The following is a 17,041-nucleotide window of genomic DNA, read 5'->3' as shown; positions in this document are numbered from 1 at the left end:
CTCCGGCGGGAGAAGTCTGCCCTCTTCCAGGTCCAGGCCTTCCGTCGGGCCGCTGTTCCCGCCTTCCCGGCGGGCGGCGCCCCGGTCGTCCCGGCGGTGGAAGCCGGCGGCTACGCACAGCAGACCAAGCACATCGGAAACGGTGGGCTGCGAGGTCCGCATCCCTGGAGGCAGCACCCTCAGGTCACATGACCTGACCGAGGGAGAGCCTTCAGGCCGCGGATCCGCAGACAGGATCCGCGGCCTTCTTGTTTGTCGCGTCATTCCTGACCCCCACCCGCGAGGTAGTCCAAAAGATCAACATCAAGCGAGAGGTGACACAGATGGGGGCACAGCCGGTCATGGACCTGATCGACGAAGCCACAATCCCCTGTCGTACCGACCCCGACCTCTGGTTCGCCGAGTCTCCGGAGGACGTGGAGTTCGCCAAGGCGCTCTGCGGAGGCTGCCCGATCCAGCAGGCCTGCCTGGCCCGCGCGCTGGAGCGCGAGGAGCCCTGGGGCGTCTGGGGCGGCGAGCTCATCCTCCGGGGAGCCGTCGTCCCGCGGAAGCGTCCGCGCGGGCGTCCCCGCAAGACCCCGGTTGCAGCCTGACCGACCACTGAACAGCAAGAACACCGAACGTTCCCGAAAGGACCACTTCCGATGACCTACTTCACCAGCCACAGCATGGACGTGCCTTCTATGCATCAGGAACTGGTGCGAGACCGAATACGGATGCTCCACCGTGAAGCGGAGGAGCATCGCCGAGCCGCCGATGTCGTACGGCTCCGGCGCGCCCGGCGCGATGTCGAGCGCGCGTCCGCGCGCCTGCGTCACGCGCTCCTGCGCCTGGTCTGATCCCGCCGCGGCCCGCGCGGACAGTCGTGCGGGCCGTGACGGATGCTGGGACCGGCCACGTCCCCCGGGCCGGAGATCGACAAGGATCTCCGGCCCGGGGTCGACAACCGATCCTCCGAGCACGGGCTCGACGGAGCCCGGATCCATGATGACGACGAAGGGGCGGCCCCACCGGGCCGCCCCTTCGTCGTATGAACGCCTCCCGCCTCCGGGTCATCCCGCCATCGCGGTCTCCCCGGCGTCACAGGGATCCTCGTCGGCGAAGCCGGGCACCCAGCGGATGACCTCGTCGCGGAATCGGGCGGTGGCACCGAGCTGGCAGAGCACCCCGACCCCGGCCGCGTGCACGCGGTGGATGAGAACGTAGGAGACCGGCAGGTTGAGCTGGCGCACCACGTTGCCAGGGCGTAGATCGGTGGCGGTGGCGGCCTGCCGCTGCAGCCATTCGCGGCTGAACGCGAACTCCTCCACCGCGGTCGGCTCGACGTAGGGAGCGAGGAAGGCCCGCAGCGCCTCCGGGTCCACCTCGATGTGGGGAAGGATGAAGCCCTCGTCACGGAGCCCCTGGATCACGCTCTCCATGTCGCCCTGGTTGAAGATCCGGGTCAGCGTGCCGAAGACCGGAGGATAGCCGTCGGGCAGCCGGTTGACCGCGCCGAAGTCGAGCACACACAGCCGCCCGTCCTCGGTGATCCGGAAGTTGCCCGGGTGCGGGTCCGCGTGGAGCATGCCCACCCGGGACGGGGAGCAGAACAGGAACCGGACGAACTGCAGCCCGGCGCGGTCGCGCTCCTCCTGGGTCCCGTCGGAGATGATCCGGGAGAGCGGGGTGCCGTCCACCCACTCGGAGACGAGCACCTGCTCGTTGGCGGCGATGACGTCCGGGACCAGGAAGTCGGGGTCGTCCTTGAACTCCAGCGCGAAGGCGTGCTGGGCCTCGGCCTCCCGGAGGTAGTCGAGCTCCTCGGCGATCCGCTCGCGCAGCTCCGCGAGCACGGCCTTGATGTCGAGACCGGGCAGCATCACCCCGAAGAGCTTGCCGAGGCGGGCGAGCTGGTTGAAGTCGGAGAGCAGCGCCTTCGCGGCCCCCGGATACTGGATCTTGACCGCGACCGTGCGGCCGTCGTGCCAGACGGCCTTGTGTACCTGCCCGATCGAGGCGGCGGCGGTCGGCAGGTCCTCGAACGACTGGAAGTACTCGCGCCAGCCGTCCCCCAGCTGCTCGCTGAGAACCTTGTGCACGGTCGCGGCGGGCAACGGCGGGGCCGCGTCCTGGAGTTTGGTCAGCGTCGCCCGATAGGGGCCGACGACTTCCGGAGGCAGGGCGGCCTCGAAGATGGACAGGGCCTGGCCGAGCTTCATCGCCCCGCCCTTGAGCTCCCCGAGAACCTTGAAGATCTGCTCGGCGGTGCGCTCCTGGATCTCCTGGGCGACGAGCTCCGCAGATCTTCCCCCGATGCGCTTGCCCAGTCCGAGGGCGGTACGGCCGGCGAAACCGATGGGCAGGGCCGCCAGTTTGGCGGAACGCGTGACTGCGCGGCGCGGAAGGTCACTCACCTTGGTTCGCGGCATGCCTCCCGTGGGGCGAGACGCCGCTCCCTCCCTTCGTTGTGGTGCCGGTCAACGGCAGGTAGCCGACGCGACCATTGTCAGCGACCCGAACTCGTTTCGGAAGCAACGACATAGAGGATGAACGTTCCAGGATGTCCTCTTCCATCTCCAATCAGGCAATACATCTATTGTGCCGTTGGTCACAGCAAGCTCGTGACCGTCTATCAGAGCAAGCGCATGGCCGGTCGCCATGGCCGCCACCAGCGTGGAGAGGGCCGTCCCACAGGCGATCTCGCCCCCGGGGAAACCACCCAGACGGGCGCTGACGACCGGCCATCCGGGGTCGCGGTCGCGCCGGGTGAGGTCGAGGCAGCCCAGGCAGGCGCTCCGCCCCGGGAGCACCAGCGGGCCGACCGAGCCGAAGCCCTCGAAGGCGCTCACCAGCAGGTGCGGGATCTCCCAGGTGACCAGTTCCCGGACCAGCAGGCCGTCCAGCGGCTCCACCGGCGCGAGCACCACCAGATCGGGGCGCCGGGACCCGTCGGCGAGATGGGCGGCCTTCTCCCCGGTCCACGCGGTGAGGGCGGGCGCCAGGCGCCGGGCCACCGCCACCGCCCCATCCTGCCTGCTCATCCCCAGCTCGGCCCGGGTGAGCCCGCCGGGCACGAGATCACGGGGCCGGGCCGTACCGGGATCGACCACGCAGAGCCGCCCGACCCCGGAGGCGGCGAGCAGAGCGGTGATCTGCGCGCCGACCCGGCCCGCGCCGTACACCCTCACCTGGGCCTCGCGCCTGCGCTCCACGACGGCCAGCCCGCCGTCGGTCGTGCCGGGAGCGAGCGAGAGCGCGTCCAGATCGGGCTGGAGCCGGTCGCGCTCGGCCAGGGGGAGGGAGCGGAGCGGACCCGGTGACACCCCGGCGTCGTCCACGACGCCCCGGTCGGTCAGCAGATCGAGCAGGGCGCGACCGCGCCGCTCGCCGATCCCGGCGCTGTCCGCGCCGGCCAGCACCCCCGCGAGGTCCCGGGTGCCGTCGAGGCTCTCGATCCACTGCCGGACCCGGGGGTCGAGATCGGTCAGCACGACCGCACGGCGGGGATGCACCCCGAACTGCAGGGTGCGCTCATCGCGGGAGATCCGGCGGAGCGCCGGCTTCAGACGGGGCCGCATGGGGTGCCTTCCTTCTGGGAGACGTTCCGGGGAGGCGCCAGCGTGGCATGCCGGGACGAGATCCCGGACGCCGTTTCCCCGTCCTGTGGATAACTCCACGGCGGACGACACCCTGTGGACACCGGCTCCGGGTCCACTACGCTCCGGGCATGAGCGAGCTCTTGGTGGACCGGCGGGACGACGGCGTCGTGGTGCTCACCCTGAACCGTCCCGACCGGCGCAACGCGATGACCGACGGGATGACCGAGCAGTGGCGCCAGGCCGTCGCCGGGCTGCGCCGGGACCGGGACGTGCGGTGCGTGGTCGTCACCGGGGCGGGGAACGCCTTCTCCTCGGGCGGGGACCTGTCCTGGCTCGCGGAGCGCAACGCCGAGAAAGTGCCGGACCTGCGCGATCGGATGCTCGACTTCTACCGGACGTGGTTGTCGATCGCCGACCTGGAGGTGCCGACCATCGCCGCGGTCAACGGCGCCGCCGTCGGTGCGGGGCTCTGCTTCGCCCTCGCCTGCGACCTGGTCTACGCGGCCCGGGACGCCAAGCTGCTCGTCCCCTTCACCTCGCTCGGCCTGCATCCCGGGATGGCGGCGACCTATCTGCTGCCGAAGGCCGCAGGAGTGGGCGTGGCCAGGGAGATGCTGCTGACCGGGCGGACCGTGCTCGGCGCGGAGGCCGCCTCCGTCGGGCTCGTCACCAGGGCCTTCCCCCGGGAGTCGCTCCTCGACGAGGTCATGGAGATCGCCGCCGGGACCGCGGCCAACGCCCCGATCGCCACCAGGCTCACCAAGGTCGCCCTCGCGGGCGGCGGGCACGCGGATCTGGAGGCGGCGCTGCGCTGGGAGTCCCTGGCCCAGCCGGTGACGATGGCCTCCGACGACATGCGCGAAGGGCTGGCCGCCCAGCGGGAACGGCGGGCGCCCCGATTCGGCAACTCCTGAGACGGGAGATATCCCGGTTAATTCGATAAGCCACGGCCATAGCGGGCCGATCTCGCTTAACAATCAACGAACACGGATTGACCAGCAGGAACGTGTTCTGCCCTCTGGTGGGAATTCCCCATTCTCGGCTACCGTGCATATGTGCCCCCCGAGACAGTCGAGGTCCGTCGCAGTTCTCGCCGCCGGCGGACCGTCTCCGCATACCGCGATGGCGAGAAAACGATCGTGCTGCTCCCCGACGGGCTGAGCAGGACCGACGAGGAGCAGTGGGTACGCCGGATGCTCGACCGGCTCGCGGCCAAGGAACAGCGAAGGCGCCCCTCCGACGAGGACCTCTTCGACCGCGCCAACGAGCTCTCGGAGCGCTACTTGGACGGCAGGGCGCGGCCGGCGAGTGTGCGGTGGGTGGAGAACCAGCGGCACCGGTGGGGATCGTGCACCCCGGACCACGGAACGATCAGGATCTCCACGCGACTGCGGGGCATGCCCGCGTGGGTGGTCGACTATGTGATCATGCACGAGCTCGTGCACCTGCTGGTCCCGAACCACGGCCCCCGATTCTGGGCGCTGGTGGAACACTATCCCAGAGCCGAGCGGGCGCGCGGGTTCCTCGAAGGATTCTCCATGGCCGGCAACGGCGCCCCGGAGGCGTGGTGACGCAGGAGCCGGTCACCGGTGACCGGCGGCTGGTCGCCGTCCTCGTCACGCCCGCGATGGCGGACGCCGCGCCGCCGGGGGTCGATCCCGGCAAGTTCCTGGCCGCCGTGGCCGAGGACAGCTACGAGCTGGCCGCCGGGCTCGACTTCGTGACTCCCGTCCTGGTGACGGGAGTGCCGGGGATGGACGAGATCGTCTGGCCGGGCACGCCGGTCGTCGAGATCGCCCCGGAGCTGTCCGGCGGCGCACTGGTCGCGGCGGCGTTCTCGGCGCTCTCCGCGGCCGTGCCGTACGGCGAGCAGGCCGTCCTGCTGAGCGGCGACGCGCCGGACCTGCCTCCGCTGCTGATCGGCAAGCTCTTCCGCGCGCTGGGCCGCGCGCGGATCGCCGTCTGCCCCGCCGCCGGCGGCGGGGCGGTGGCGATCGCCGCCCACCTCCCCTACCCCGGCTGGGCCGGCGCGGGCTTCGACGACCCCGACCCCGTCAGGGCGCTGCGCGCCTCCGCCCCCGGTCCCCGGACGGTCGCGACCGGCCCCGGCTGGCACCGGTTGCGCGCGCCGGGCGACGTCGGCCTGCTCGACCCCGGCCTGGAGGGCTGGGAGAGCACCCGGGCGCTGCTGTCGGGATGAGCCCGCTCAGGAGGGCAGGCGCAGGTCGGCGAAGACGGCGCGGTGGTCGGTGCCGGGGACGGTGTGCACGCTGACCTCGTTCACGGCCACCCGCTCGTCCACCACGACGTGGTCGATGGTGATGAGCGGCGGGACGCTCCTGCCCGCGGGCCAGGTGGGCGTGAGCCCCTGACCCGCCCGGTCGGCGGCGTCCGCGTAGCCCTTGTCCAGGAACCGGCGCATCACCGCGTGGTCGAGGCTGGCGTTGAAGTCTCCGGCGAGGATGCGGATCGTGTCGGGGGAGGCGGGCGGGAAGGCTCCGATCGCCTCCGTCCAGTCGTGCACCTGGCTGCCCAGCGGCGGGTAGGGGTGCACGTCGACGAACTCGACGGGCTTGGCGCCGGGAAGCGTGATCGTGGCGGCGGGCATGTTGTGCCCGACCGGCCGGAACAGGTTCTCCAGCGGAGTCATCGGGTGCCGCGAGTACAGACCGCTGCCTCCGGCGCTCCACTCGGCCTGCAGCACCCGGTGCGGCAGCAGCTCCCCGATGCCGGCCGCGTCCAGCTTGTCGACCATTCCCGGAGTGAGCTCCTGAGTGCTCAGGACATCCGGTTTCAGACGCCTGACCAGGTCCATGACCGCGCCGGGCTCGGCATGCCCGAACAGCATGTTGAGGGTGAGCACGCGCAGCGGCGGACCGGACCCCGCCTCGGCCGAGCCGATGGCGCGGGGCAGCACGCTGAAGCCGAGCGCGGCCGTGGTGACCAGCGCGACGGCGGTGGCCGCCCGGTTGCGGGCGAGCACGCCGACGAGCACGGGAAGCAGGGATCCGGCTGCCACATAGGGCGTACCGGTCATGATCTGGGTGGTCAGCGATCCGCGTTCCAGGCCGCCGACCCTGGCCACCGCCCACGCGGCGAACGGTGCGACCGCCGCCCAGGCGAGGGCTCTGGGGATGCGCCAGCCGCGGCGGGAAGGGCTCACGATCGTGCCGCCGACACTTCCGCCGGACGCGATGTCCACACTCACACTGCCCCGTTCCACGTGCCGTCTCTGTGAGGACGACGATAACCAGGGGTCGGTGAGACGAATGTAAAACGGTCCAAAAACCATCCGGTCATCCGGAACGCAGAACCTCCCGGGCACGACGGGCGAGCTGCCGCGTGATCTCGTCGGTCGGGTCGGGGATCTCGTCCACCGGGAACCAGCGCAGGTCCAGCGACTCCTCGCTGATCACGGCCTCGGCCCCCGCCGGGGCGACGGCGCCGTACTCGACGTCGAGATGGTGGCTGAACGGGGGATGGCACCAGACGCGGTGCCGGTCCAGCGCCAGCGGACCGGGCAGCAGGCGCAGGCCGGAGATGCCCGACTCCTCCGTGGCCTCACGGAGCGCGACGCCCGCCAGCGAGAGGTCCCCGGCCTCGCAGTGGCCGCCCATCGGGAACCACATCTTGGCCTTGCCGTGCAGCGTCAGCAGCACCTGCTCGCCGTCGTGGGAGAGCACCGCGGTCGTGGCGGTCAGGTGACCGGGGACGCACTCCCGGTACATCCCGTCCGCGTGAAGGCGCAGGTGCTCAAGGAAGTCCTCGCGCAGGAGCCCCTCCCTCGGGGTCGGCGCGGCCCACCCCTCGAGCACGGCCCGGGCGTCCGCGCGCAGAAGGCCGCCGTCCGCCCCGCCGGGCACGTCCGCGGAACGGCCGTGCCCGGCGGGGCGCTCGATCCGCTCACTCACGGGGCGCCGTCCGCCTTGCCGCCGCTCTCCCCGCCGTCCTTCTCGTCGTTCTTCTCCCGGCCGTCCTCGCCGGCGGACTCCCGCAGGCTGGCCTCCAGCCCGGACAGGTCGAACTCCGGCTCGCCCCGGACGAAGCTCGCGGGGTCGTCGAGGTCGGCGGCGGTGGGCATCAGGTCCGGGTGGTTCCAGACCGCGTCGCGGCCGTCGACGCCCCGGTCGGCCTCCAGCGCCTGCCACAGGGCGGCCGCCTCGCGCAGGCGGCGCGGGCGCAGCTCCAGGCCGACGAGGGTGGCGAAGGTCTGCTCGGCGGGGCCGCCGGTCGCACGGCGGCGCCGTACCGTCTCGCCCAGGGCCGTCGCGGAGGGCAGCTTGCCGGCGGCTGCGCCCGCCACCACCGTGCCGACCCAGCCCTCGATCAGGGCGAGCATGGTCTCCAGGCGGGCCAGGGCGGCCTTCTGCCGCTCGGTCTCCTCGGGCTTGAGCAGGTTCCCGCCGCTCAGCACCTGCTGGAGCTGCTCCGGGTTGTTGATGTCGAGCCCCCGGAGCTGCTCCTCCAGGGCGGACACGTCCACGGTGATGCCCCGGGCGTACTCTTCCACGGCGCCGAGCAGGTGCGCGCGCAGCCACGGCACGTGCTGGAACAGGCGATGGTGGGCCGCCTCCCGCAGGGCGAGGTACAGCCGGATCTCCTCGGCGGGCATCTCCAGCCCTTGGCCGAACGCGGCGATCCCGCCGGGCAGCAGGGCGGCGCCGGCCGAGAGGGGCAGGCCGATGTCGGTGGAGCCGACCACCTCCCGGGCGAGCGAGCCGAGGGCCTGGCCGATCTGCTGGCCGACCATCATGCTGCCCATCTGCTTCATCATGCCCATCAGCGGCCCGGCCATGGCCTGGGCCTCGGCGGGCAGGCCGGCGGCCCCGAGCGTGCCGCTCATGGTCTCGACCATGCGGGCGGCGACCGGGTCGCAGAGCTGCTGCCAGACGGGGACGGTCTTCTCGATCCACTCCGACCGGCTCCACGCCTGGGGGTTGCCCACGCCGCTGGGGAGCACGGTGGCCTCGTTGAGCCACAGGTCGGCGAGGTTCAGGGCGTCCACGATCTGGCGGCGCTCGCCTTCCATGACGCTCGGGTCGCCTTCGGCGGCCACCGTGTGCCGCGCGATGTTCTTCGCCATGTCCCAGTTGACGGGACCGGAGCCCTGGGGAGCGGACAGCATGTCGGCGAACTGGCGCATGGCCGCCGCGATCTGCTCCGGGTCGCCGAACATGGCGAACGGATTCTCGTTGGGGTCGTTTTCCCGACCTGGCAAGTCAGTCACCGCTCTACCTCGTGCAGGATGGAGGAGTCCACATCCGCCACGTTATCCGTCGCACGGCGGATCAGTGCAAAGTGAGGACATGGTGCCTACCTCGAAACGCCTCCGGCCCCCGGTCGTCGCCGTCACCGGCGCGGCCTCGGGTATCGGCCGTGCATTCCTCGCGAAGGTCGCCTCGTCTGCGGATTTCCGCAGGGTCGTGGCCATCGACGAGCAGCGCGGCGACGTGCCCGACGTCACGTGGCGGGTGCTCGACGTCCGGGATCCGCTCTTGGCGAACCGGATATCCGACATCGACGTGCTCGTCCATCTGTCGGCCGACTACGCGCTCGGCTCCGACGCCGGAGAGCGCCGCGCCTACAATCTGCGCGCGGCCCAGACGGTGCTCACCGCCAGCGCCGCCGCCCGGGTGCGCCGCGTCGTGCTGGTCACCAGCGCCATGGTGTACGGCGCGGCTCCCGACAACGAGGTCCCGCTGCCCGAAGACGGCGCGGTGGCCGCCGAGCCCGACACCGGCATGGTCGGAGATCATCTGGAGATCGAGGCGCTGGTCCGGCGCTCCCTGCGCAGCCACCCCGGCCTGGAGGTGACCGTGCTCCGTCCGGCGGCCCTGGTCGGCCCCGGAGTGGACAGCGTGGTCACCCGGCACTTCGAGGCCCCCAGGCTGCTCACCGTGAAGGGGTGCAGCCCGCGCTGGCAGTTCTGCCACATCGACGACCTGGTCTCCGCGCTGGAGCTGGCCGCGCTCGGCGCCGTCTCCGGGGTGGTCGCGGTGGGGGGCGAGGGCTGGCTGGAGCAGGAGCAGGTGGAGGAGATCTCCGGGCTGCGCCGGTTCGAGCTGCCCGCCGGGCTGACCTTCGGCACCGCCCAGCGCCTGCACCGGCTGGGCATCACCCCCGCCCCCGCCGCCGATCTGCACTACGTCGTCTACCCCTGGGTGGTCGACTGCGCGGCGCTGCGCGCGGCGGGATGGAAACCGCAGTGGACCAACGAGGCGGCGTTCGCCCATCTCCTGGAGCTGCGTGAGGGCAAGCACGCGGTCGTCGGCCGCCGGCTGTCCGGCAAGGAGGCCACGATCACCGCGGCCGGCGCCACCGTCGCGGTTCTCGGCACCGCCGCGATCGTCCGCGTCGCGCGCAAGAAGCGCCGCACCTAGCCGGTGAGACCGGCCGGCCCGGAAGGCGGGCCGGCTCACGGGAGACGGGCGGGCCCGGCGGACGGCGTCCGCCGGAGTCCTGTCGTTCCGGGACGGTAGTCTTTTCGGCGTGGATGTCATCCGGTTGCTGGGTATTCGTGACCAGAAGCTCTCCGTGGACGAGGTGCTCGCCGCAGTAGGCGACCACGCCGCCGGAGGGACGACGGTCTTCATCGGCACGGTCCGCGACCAGGATCACGGCAAGCCGGTCACGAAGCTGTCCTACTCCGCCCATCCCGGCGCCGAGGCCGAGCTGCGCCGGGTGGCCGAGAAGGTCGCCGCGGACTTCCCGGTCACCGCGCTGGCCGCGGTGCACCGGGTCGGAGACCTGGAGCTCGGCGACATCGCGGTCGTCGTCGCCGTCGCCTGCCCCCACCGCGGCGAGGCGTTCGCCGCCTCCCGGCGCCTGATCGACGACCTCAAGAGCGAGGTCCCGATCTGGAAGAACCAGCTCTTCGCCGACGGCTCGACCGAGTGGGTGGGGGCCTGCGAGTGAGGTTCCGCCCGCCCGCCGGCCGTCCGCTCACGCCCCCCGTCACCGCATAGGCTTCCCTCCATGTCCCGACGTGCGCTGACCCTCATGGTGGCCGGCTTCCTCACCCTCGTCCTGGGCGTCGCCGGCACCGTGCTGCCGGTGCCGTACGTCGTGCTGAGTCCGGGGCCGACCGAGAACACCATCGGCGACGTCAAGGGCAAGCCGGTGATCAGCATCGCCGGGCGCCAGACCTACCCCACCGACGGCAAGCTCAGCCTGGTCACGGTGGCCTACCAGGGCGGGCCCGGCACCAGGATCGACCTGTTCACCGCGCTGCGGGGCTGGCTCGACCCGACCATCGCGGTCGTGCCCGAGGAGACGATCTTCCCTCCGGCGACCACCGCCGAGGAGGTCGAGGAGCAGAACACCCAGGAGATGACCAACTCCCAGGACGACGCGACGGCCGCGGCCCTCACGGAGCTGAAGATCCCCTACACCTCGGCCGTGACCGTGGCGTCCGCCGAGAAGGGCCTGCCGGCGCACGGGAAGTTCACCCAGGGCGACGAGATCGTTTCGGTGGACGGGGTGCCCGCCGCGGACCGCGAGACCATCTCCTCGACCGTCCGCAAGCACAAGGCGGGCGAGCAGGTCACCTTCGTCGTCGAGCGGGGCGGGCAGAAGGTCACGGTGACCGTCCCCACCGTCGCGGCCAAGGACGGCACACCCATCGTCGGCATCTCCATGGCGATCCGCTACAAGTTCCCGTTCGAGGTGAACATCAACGTCGGCGACGTCGGCGGACCGAGCGCGGGGATGATGTTCTCCCTCGGCATCATGGACAAACTCACCCCCGGCGCCATGACCGGCGGCAAGGCCGTCGCCGGGACCGGGACGATCACCCCTGACGGCCAGGTCGGCCCGATCGGCGGCGTCCAGCAGAAGATGGTGGGGGCGCGCGAGGCCGGGGCGACGTTCTTCCTCACCCCCGCGGCCAACTGCGCCGAGGCGCTCGCCGCGGTCCCCGACGGGCTCAAGCTGATCAGGGTGGAGACGCTCCACGGCGCGGTCCAGGCGCTGGACGCCGTGCGCACCGGCAAGGGCGCTCCCGGCTGCTCGGCGGGCTGACACCGGGGCCGCACCCGGTCCCCGGAACCGCCACGGAGCCGCCTGCGCCGGGAGCCGGTGCCCGGACGGACCGGTACCGCCGTCCGGGCACCGATCCGGCATCCCGTGCGTTAGCCGTACTGGACCCGAGACCGACGGGACGCCGTGGCAGGACCGCGCGAGCGGTTGAGCGCGACGGAACCCCCGCCGGTGTAGGTTGCCAGACACGGACCGTGCTCTTACGACAAGGGGTTGGCCTTGAGCTTCCGGACCCCCGGAGCCGGTAGGGCGATGCGCTTGCCCCGCCGGCCACGACTGCTGCTTCCTGTGGTGATCGCCCTCGTCGCGATCGTGGCTTTCTTCTTTCTCTTCGCCGGTATCTTCACCGACTACCTCTGGTACGACTCGGTGGACTACACGGCTGTGTTCTCCGGCGTGGTCGTCACGCAGATCCTGCTCTTCGTGGTGGGCGCCGTGGCGATGGTCGGCATCGTGGGCGGCAACATGCTGCTGGCCTACCGGATGCGGCCGATGTTCGGCCCAGGCATGTTCGGCGGCGCCAGCGGCGCCGACCGCTACCGGATGGCCCTCGACCCGCACCGGAAGCTGATCTTCCTGATCGGCCTCGCGGTGCTCGCGCTGTTCGCGGGTTCGTCCTTCGGCGGCCAGTGGAAGACCTGGCTGGAGTTCGTCAACGCCGTGCCGTTCGGCGAGGTCGACGCGCAGTTCAAGGAAGACATCTCGTTCTTCATGTTCACCTATCCGTTCATCCGGATGGTGCTGAACTTCCTGTTCACCGCGGTAGTGCTCTCGGCCGTCCTGGCCACGATCGTCCACTACCTGTACGGCGGGTTCCGCCTCCAGTCGCCGGGCGTGCACGCCTCGCGCGCGGCGCGGGTGCACCTGTCGGCGCTGCTGGGCGTGTTCGTGCTGCTCAAGGCGGTCGCCTACTGGTACGACCGCTACGGCCTGGTCTTCTCCGACCGCGGTTTCGTGCACGGCGCCTCGTACACCGACGTCAACGCGGTGCTGCCGGCCAAGACCATCCTGATGTTCATCGCGCTGATCTGCGCGGCCCTGTTCTTCGCGGGGATCGTACGGCCCGGCGGCATGCTGCCCGGCGTCGGCTTCGGCCTCCTGGTGCTCTCGGCGGTCCTGATCGGCGGGGTCTACCCGGCCCTGGTCCAGCAGTTCCAGGTCAAGCCGAACGAGCAGGCGCGCGAACGGGAGTTCATCGACCGCAACATCGACGCCACCCGGAAGGCCTACGACGTCCAGGACTCCGAGGTCATCCCGTACAACGCGCAGGGCAACGCGACCGACGCCGCGGTCAGCACCGACACCTCGATCTCCGGGGTGCGCCTGCTCGACCCGAACCTGGTCGGCCAGACCTACCAGCAGAAGCAGCGGATCCGCGGCTTCTACGACTTCCCGGACAAGCTCGATGTCGACCGCTACCGCGACCCGGAAACGGGCACGATGCGCGACACCGTGGTGGCCGTGCGCGAACTCATCGGCCCGCCGGCGGAGCAGAACAACTGGATCAACCGGCACCTGGTCTACACCCACGGCTACGGTTTCGTGGCCGCGCCGGGCAACAGAGTCGACGCCGAGGGCCTGCCCGACTTCACCGCCAAGGACATGCCGGTCACCGGCCCCCTGACCGAGCAGACCAAGCTCAAGGAGTCGCGGATCTACTTCGGCGAGCACCCGCTCGCCGCCGACTACTCCGTCGTGGGCGGTGACAGGGAGCAGGAGCTCGACTACCCCTTCTCCGAGAACAACGGCGCCGGCACCGGCACCGGCCAGAAGAACACCACCTACACCGGCAAGGGCGGTGTCCCGATCGGGTCGTTCTTCAACCGGATGCTCTACGCGGCCAAGTACGGCGAGATCAACCTGCTGCTCTCGGGTGACATCGACGACAAGTCCAAGATCCTGTACGAACGCGACCCTGCCAAGCGGATCGCCAAGGTCGCGCCGTTCCTGAGCCTGGACAACAACCCCTACCCGGCGATCATCGACGGCCGGGTGGTCTGGATCGTCGACGCCTACACCACCTCCAACGCCTACCCCTACGCCCAGAGCAAGAGCCTGGACGAGATGACGCGGGACACGGTCACCGACCCGCGCCTGGTGGTGCAGCAGCCACGCGACCAGATCAACTACATGCGCAACTCGGTCAAGGCCACGGTGGACGCCTACGACGGCACCGTGAACCTGTACGCGTGGGACGACAGCGACCCGATCCTGAAGACCTGGATGAAGGCGTTCCCGACCGTCATCAAGCCGAAGACCGAGATCTCCGAGAGCCTCAACCAGCACCTGCGCTACCCGGAGGCGCTGTTCAAGGTCCAGCGCGACGTGCTCTCCCGCTACCACGTCTCCGATCCGGACGCCTTCTACAGCGGGCAGGACTTCTGGAACGTCCCGAACGACCCCTCCGGCGGCGACGTCAAGCAGCCGCCGTACTACCTGTCGGTCAAGATGCCCGGGACGACGGCTCCGTCTTTCTCCCTGACCACGACCTTCGTGCCGCGTCAGGGGCCGAACCTGGCGGCGTTCATGGCCGTGAACGCCACTTCGGGATCCGACTACGGGAAGCTGCGCATCCTGCGCATGCCGTCCAGCACCACGATCCCGGGACCGGGACAGGTGCAGAACAACTTCCAGAACAAGTTCTCCGGTGAGCTCAACCTGCTGGGCCTGGGGCAGGCGAAGGTCCGCTACGGCAACCTGCTGACCCTGCCGTTCGCCGGTGGCCTGGTCTATGTCGAGCCGGTGTATGTGGAGATCGCGGGAGGAGCCGGTCAGGAGCCGTACCCGATCCTTCGCCGGGTCCTGGTGGGGTACGGAAGCAAGGTCGGATCGGGCGACACGCTCGAAGCGGCGCTGAAGGAGGTCTTCGGGACCGCCGCCACTCCGCCGGCCACGCCACCCGACACCGGTACCCCGACCACGCCGACCGCACCGCCGACGACCGCGCCCGAACGGCCGGCCCTGTCGGAGGCCGAGCTGGCCAAGGCCATCAAGGACGCTCAGGAGGCCTACAACGGCGCCCAGGCGGCCCTGGCCAAGAACCCGCCGGACTGGGTGGCGTACGGCGAGGCCCAGAAGAAGCTGGCCGATGCGCTGAAGAAGCTGGAAGGCGTGGCCGCCCCCGTGGCCTCTCCGACCGCGACCCCGGCGCCTTCGGGTTCCCCGTCCCCGTCCCCGTCAGGGACGCCCGCACCGTCGCCGTCGCCCAGTTCGTAGGGCACGGCACCCATCGATTCGCTTCCGCTCCCATCGTCGGATAGTGTTGGGACACACACCGACGCGGGGTGGAGCAGTTCGGTAGCTCGCTGGGCTCATAACCCAGAGGTCGCAGGTTCAAATCCTGTCCCCGCTACCAAGGAAAGGCCCGGATCTCATCGAGATCCGGGCCTTTCGCTTTGTCGAGTCAATTTGCTCCTCCCTGGGGGATGGGGTAATCTTCAGACACACACCGACGCGGGGTGGAGCAGTTCGGTAGCTCGCTGGGCTCATAACCCAGAGGTCGCAGGTTCAAATCCTGTCCCCGCTACCAAGGAAAGGCCCGGATCTCATCGAGATCCGGGCCTTTGTCGTTTCAGGGTGTTCGGGCGGTCGATTACATGATTACATGGGTGGGAGATCACGTTTCCCCCGAGGACGGACCCATGATCGTCGAGTACATCCGCTATCGCATCCCCACCGAGCGCGCGGAGGAGTTCGAGGCCGCCTACCGCCGCGCGGCCGTTCCCCTGGCGAACGCCCCCCAGTGCGTCGACTACGAGCTCACCCGGTGCGTGGACGAGCCCGCCTGTTACGTCCTGCGCATCACCTGGACTTCGGCCGAGGACCACCTCCAGGGCTTCAGGGGCGGTCCGGACTTCGCGGCCTTCCTCGCGGAGATCAGGCCGTACGTCACCGACATCGAGGAGATGCGCCACTACGCGCCCACCGAGGTCCGGGGCCGGGGCTCCTCGGTGCCGACGCTCTACGAGTGGGCCGGCGGCGCCGAGGCGCTCGACCGGCTCACCGAGACCTTCTACGGCCACGTCCGCAAAGACGACCTGATAGGCCCGCTCTTCGCGGGCATGGATCCCCGTCACCCCCGCTACGTGGCGATGTGGCTCGGTGAGGTCTTCGGCGGGCCGGACCGCTACACCCGTGAACGCGGTGGCTACCCCCACATGCTCTCCCAGCACCTGGGCAGGGCCATCACCGAGCCGCAGCGCCGCCGCTGGGTGAACCTCCTCCTGGACGCCGCCGACGAGGTCGGCCTTCCCGATGATCCGGAGTTCCGTGCGGCCTTCCTCGGCTATATCGAGTGGGGGACGCGCCTGGCCTTCGCCAACTCCCAACCCGGCGCCACCCCGCCGGCCCAGGCTCCCGTGCCCCACTGGGGATGGGGCGTGGCTCCGCCGTACACGCCGGAGAACTGAGCCGGGAGCGTCGACGGGCGGGTGGGCTCAGGTCCTGACCCGTCGGTGCCGTGGCACGAACCTCGGCTCGGTACGGCGCACCAGCAGACTCGCCTTGTAGAGGGCCCAGCCCATGAGGAATCCGCCCATGAGCGCCTGGCCGATCCGCGCCCAGATCGACACATGGACGGCTGCGAAGACCACGACACCGATCCACAGAATCCCGAAGACGCCCACAAGGGTCGTCGCAGCCCAATTCATCCCCCGCTGCCACATGGCTTGAAGTCTTACAGATACCGGTTCAAGGCCAGGTCAATGACGCGGAACGCCTCATCGAGGGAGAGTGCGGCTGGTGCCCAGACACCTGCGGACACGAGGGCCGTTCCCGGCGGTTCTTGCCGGATCCTGTTCCAGGGAGGCGAGCAGCGCGGCTGCGGTGTGCGCGTCGGCCAGGATCCGGTTCACCTCGTCCCCGGTCGCCGGCAGCTGGCCACGCTTGGCGAGCTCGTCGGTGAGGAAGGCGAGCGGTTCCGGGTATCCGGCCGTCTCCGCGGCGACCGTCGCCCGTGCAGCGGTGAGAAGCCGCAGATAGTAGGAACGGAGGGTGGCCTCGCGCATCCGTGCGGCCTCCAGGTCGTCCAGCAGAGACCGGGCGACTCGGAGAAGGTCACCGGGACGGTCGGCCTCCGCTGCGATGTGTGCGCGGATGTCGTCGAACTCCGAGCGAGTCATGGTGGTCACCTCCGTGGCAGAGCCAGAGTCCTGACCCTTGTGCCTAGTCGTATCCAGACTCGATTGCGGATGGCTTGACGTCTGGTTGCGCACCAACAGGTTTGGGACGCTTGAGTCTCGGGGATGGTTGGCAAGTTGTCTCTGGGACGCCGGAGTCCTGCTAATGTTCTTCCTGCAGGGCGAGTCCCTGCGCCCCCTTCTCTTCAAACCCCGACATTTCGGGTGTGTCAGCACGATTGGACACAGACCGGATGTTGGAGTAAGGTTGAAGGGTTGCTCCGGAGACGGAGTGGTCGCGATCCG

17 protein-coding genes and 2 tRNA genes are annotated in these 17,041 nt (G+C 70.3%); 12 read left to right on the top strand and 7 right to left on the bottom strand.

Features of this window, described 5'->3' with window-relative positions:
- Nucleotides 1-323 precede the first annotated feature (323 nt).
- Together HS041_RS37455 and HS041_RS37450 are read left to right on the top strand one after the other, a co-directional pair.
- Nucleotides 324-593, top strand: a complete 270-nt coding sequence (locus tag HS041_RS37455; RefSeq protein ID WP_196445667.1) for a WhiB family transcriptional regulator — start codon at nucleotides 324-326, stop codon at nucleotides 591-593.
- A 51-nt stretch (nucleotides 594-644) separates the two neighbouring features.
- Nucleotides 645-839 carry a hypothetical protein gene (locus HS041_RS37450; RefSeq protein WP_196445767.1) on the top strand — a complete coding sequence of 65 codons (195 nt, stop codon included), beginning with the start codon at nucleotides 645-647 and terminating at the stop codon, nucleotides 837-839.
- A gap of 213 nt (nucleotides 840-1,052) precedes the next feature.
- Here HS041_RS37450 and HS041_RS37445 read toward each other — a convergent pair whose 3' ends face one another.
- Both HS041_RS37445 and HS041_RS37440 read right to left on the bottom strand, forming a co-directional pair.
- Nucleotides 1,053-2,411, bottom strand: a complete 1,359-nt coding sequence (locus tag HS041_RS37445) for an ABC1 kinase family protein (RefSeq protein WP_230880402.1) — start codon at nucleotides 2,409-2,411, stop codon at nucleotides 1,053-1,055.
- 48 nt (nucleotides 2,412-2,459) lie between these two features.
- Nucleotides 2,460-3,560 carry a ThiF family adenylyltransferase gene (locus tag HS041_RS37440; RefSeq protein ID WP_196445666.1) on the bottom strand — a complete coding sequence of 367 codons (1,101 nt, stop codon included), beginning with the start codon at nucleotides 3,558-3,560 and terminating at the stop codon, nucleotides 2,460-2,462.
- A gap of 149 nt (nucleotides 3,561-3,709) precedes the next feature.
- On the opposite strand from HS041_RS37440, the gene HS041_RS37435 reads away from it, so the two are divergent.
- The 3 genes from HS041_RS37435 (at nucleotide 3,710) to HS041_RS37425 (ending at nucleotide 5,781) form a co-directional block, all read left to right on the top strand.
- Nucleotides 3,710-4,495, top strand: coding sequence for an enoyl-CoA hydratase/isomerase family protein (locus HS041_RS37435; protein ID WP_196445665.1), 786 nt, complete (start codon nucleotides 3,710-3,712; stop codon nucleotides 4,493-4,495).
- A 141-nt stretch (nucleotides 4,496-4,636) separates the two neighbouring features.
- Nucleotides 4,637-5,152 carry a M48 metallopeptidase family protein gene (locus HS041_RS37430; RefSeq protein WP_196445664.1) on the top strand — a complete coding sequence of 172 codons (516 nt, stop codon included), beginning with the start codon at nucleotides 4,637-4,639 and terminating at the stop codon, nucleotides 5,150-5,152.
- A complete protein-coding gene (locus HS041_RS37425) occupies nucleotides 5,149-5,781 on the top strand; it encodes a hypothetical protein (protein WP_307845640.1) in 633 nt (210 codons plus the stop codon). Before HS041_RS37430 ends, HS041_RS37425 begins: the two co-directional genes overlap by 4 nt.
- Before the next feature lie 6 nt (nucleotides 5,782-5,787).
- Here HS041_RS37425 and HS041_RS40340 read toward each other — a convergent pair whose 3' ends face one another.
- The 3 genes from HS041_RS40340 to HS041_RS37410 form a co-directional block, all read right to left on the bottom strand.
- Nucleotides 5,788-6,789, bottom strand: coding sequence for an endonuclease/exonuclease/phosphatase family protein (locus tag HS041_RS40340; protein ID WP_196445663.1), 1,002 nt, complete (start codon nucleotides 6,787-6,789; stop codon nucleotides 5,788-5,790).
- 88 nt (nucleotides 6,790-6,877) lie between these two features.
- Nucleotides 6,878-7,417 (bottom strand): NUDIX hydrolase, encoded by a 540-nt coding sequence (locus HS041_RS37415; RefSeq protein ID WP_196445753.1) that lies wholly within the window; start codon nucleotides 7,415-7,417, stop codon nucleotides 6,878-6,880.
- A gap of 71 nt (nucleotides 7,418-7,488) precedes the next feature.
- Nucleotides 7,489-8,808: a zinc-dependent metalloprotease gene (locus HS041_RS37410; protein ID WP_196445662.1), complete on the bottom strand. Its 1,320-nt coding sequence runs from the start codon at nucleotides 8,806-8,808 to the stop codon at nucleotides 7,489-7,491.
- Nucleotides 8,809-8,887: 79 nt separating this feature from the next.
- Here HS041_RS37410 and HS041_RS37405 point away from each other — a divergent pair, with 79 nt between their 5' ends.
- The 7 genes from HS041_RS37405 to HS041_RS37375 all read left to right on the top strand — a co-directional run bounded on the left by HS041_RS37405 (nucleotide 8,888) and on the right by HS041_RS37375 (nucleotide 16,027).
- A complete protein-coding gene (locus HS041_RS37405) occupies nucleotides 8,888-9,961 on the top strand; it encodes an NAD-dependent epimerase/dehydratase family protein (protein ID WP_196445661.1) in 1,074 nt (357 codons plus the stop codon).
- Between the two features lie 109 nt (nucleotides 9,962-10,070).
- Nucleotides 10,071-10,496 carry a molybdenum cofactor biosynthesis protein MoaE gene (locus HS041_RS37400; RefSeq protein WP_196445660.1) on the top strand — a complete coding sequence of 142 codons (426 nt, stop codon included), beginning with the start codon at nucleotides 10,071-10,073 and terminating at the stop codon, nucleotides 10,494-10,496.
- 60 nt (nucleotides 10,497-10,556) lie between these two features.
- Nucleotides 10,557-11,600, top strand: a complete 1,044-nt coding sequence (locus tag HS041_RS37395) for a YlbL family protein (protein WP_196445659.1) — start codon at nucleotides 10,557-10,559, stop codon at nucleotides 11,598-11,600.
- A 270-nt stretch (nucleotides 11,601-11,870) separates the two neighbouring features.
- The gene (locus HS041_RS37390; RefSeq protein ID WP_230880401.1) at nucleotides 11,871-14,834 is read left to right on the top strand and encodes a UPF0182 family membrane protein; all 2,964 of its coding nucleotides are present in this window, start codon (nucleotides 11,871-11,873) and stop codon (nucleotides 14,832-14,834) included.
- A 62-nt stretch (nucleotides 14,835-14,896) separates the two neighbouring features.
- Nucleotides 14,897-14,973 (top strand) — tRNA-Met (locus HS041_RS37385).
- 97 nt (nucleotides 14,974-15,070) lie between these two features.
- Nucleotides 15,071-15,147 (top strand) — tRNA-Met (locus HS041_RS37380).
- A gap of 79 nt (nucleotides 15,148-15,226) precedes the next feature.
- Nucleotides 15,227-16,027, top strand: a complete 801-nt coding sequence (locus HS041_RS37375; protein WP_307845639.1) for a group II truncated hemoglobin — start codon at nucleotides 15,227-15,229, stop codon at nucleotides 16,025-16,027.
- A 27-nt stretch (nucleotides 16,028-16,054) separates the two neighbouring features.
- Here the strand turns inward: HS041_RS37375 and HS041_RS37370 are convergent, their stop codons facing one another.
- Together HS041_RS37370 and HS041_RS37365 are read right to left on the bottom strand one after the other, a co-directional pair.
- Nucleotides 16,055-16,210, bottom strand: coding sequence for a hypothetical protein (locus tag HS041_RS37370; protein WP_230880400.1), 156 nt, complete (start codon nucleotides 16,208-16,210; stop codon nucleotides 16,055-16,057).
- 126 nt (nucleotides 16,211-16,336) lie between these two features.
- Nucleotides 16,337-16,738 carry a hypothetical protein gene (locus HS041_RS37365; protein ID WP_196445656.1) on the bottom strand — a complete coding sequence of 134 codons (402 nt, stop codon included), beginning with the start codon at nucleotides 16,736-16,738 and terminating at the stop codon, nucleotides 16,337-16,339.
- Between the last annotated feature and the right edge of the window lie 303 nt (nucleotides 16,739-17,041).

The sequence above is a fragment of the Planomonospora sp. ID67723 genome (assembly GCF_015711605.1).
GTDB lineage: Bacteria > Actinomycetota > Actinomycetes > Streptosporangiales > Streptosporangiaceae > Planomonospora_A.
Note: the sequence above shows the minus strand (reverse complement) of the source record. Positions and strands in the feature narration are given on the sequence as shown.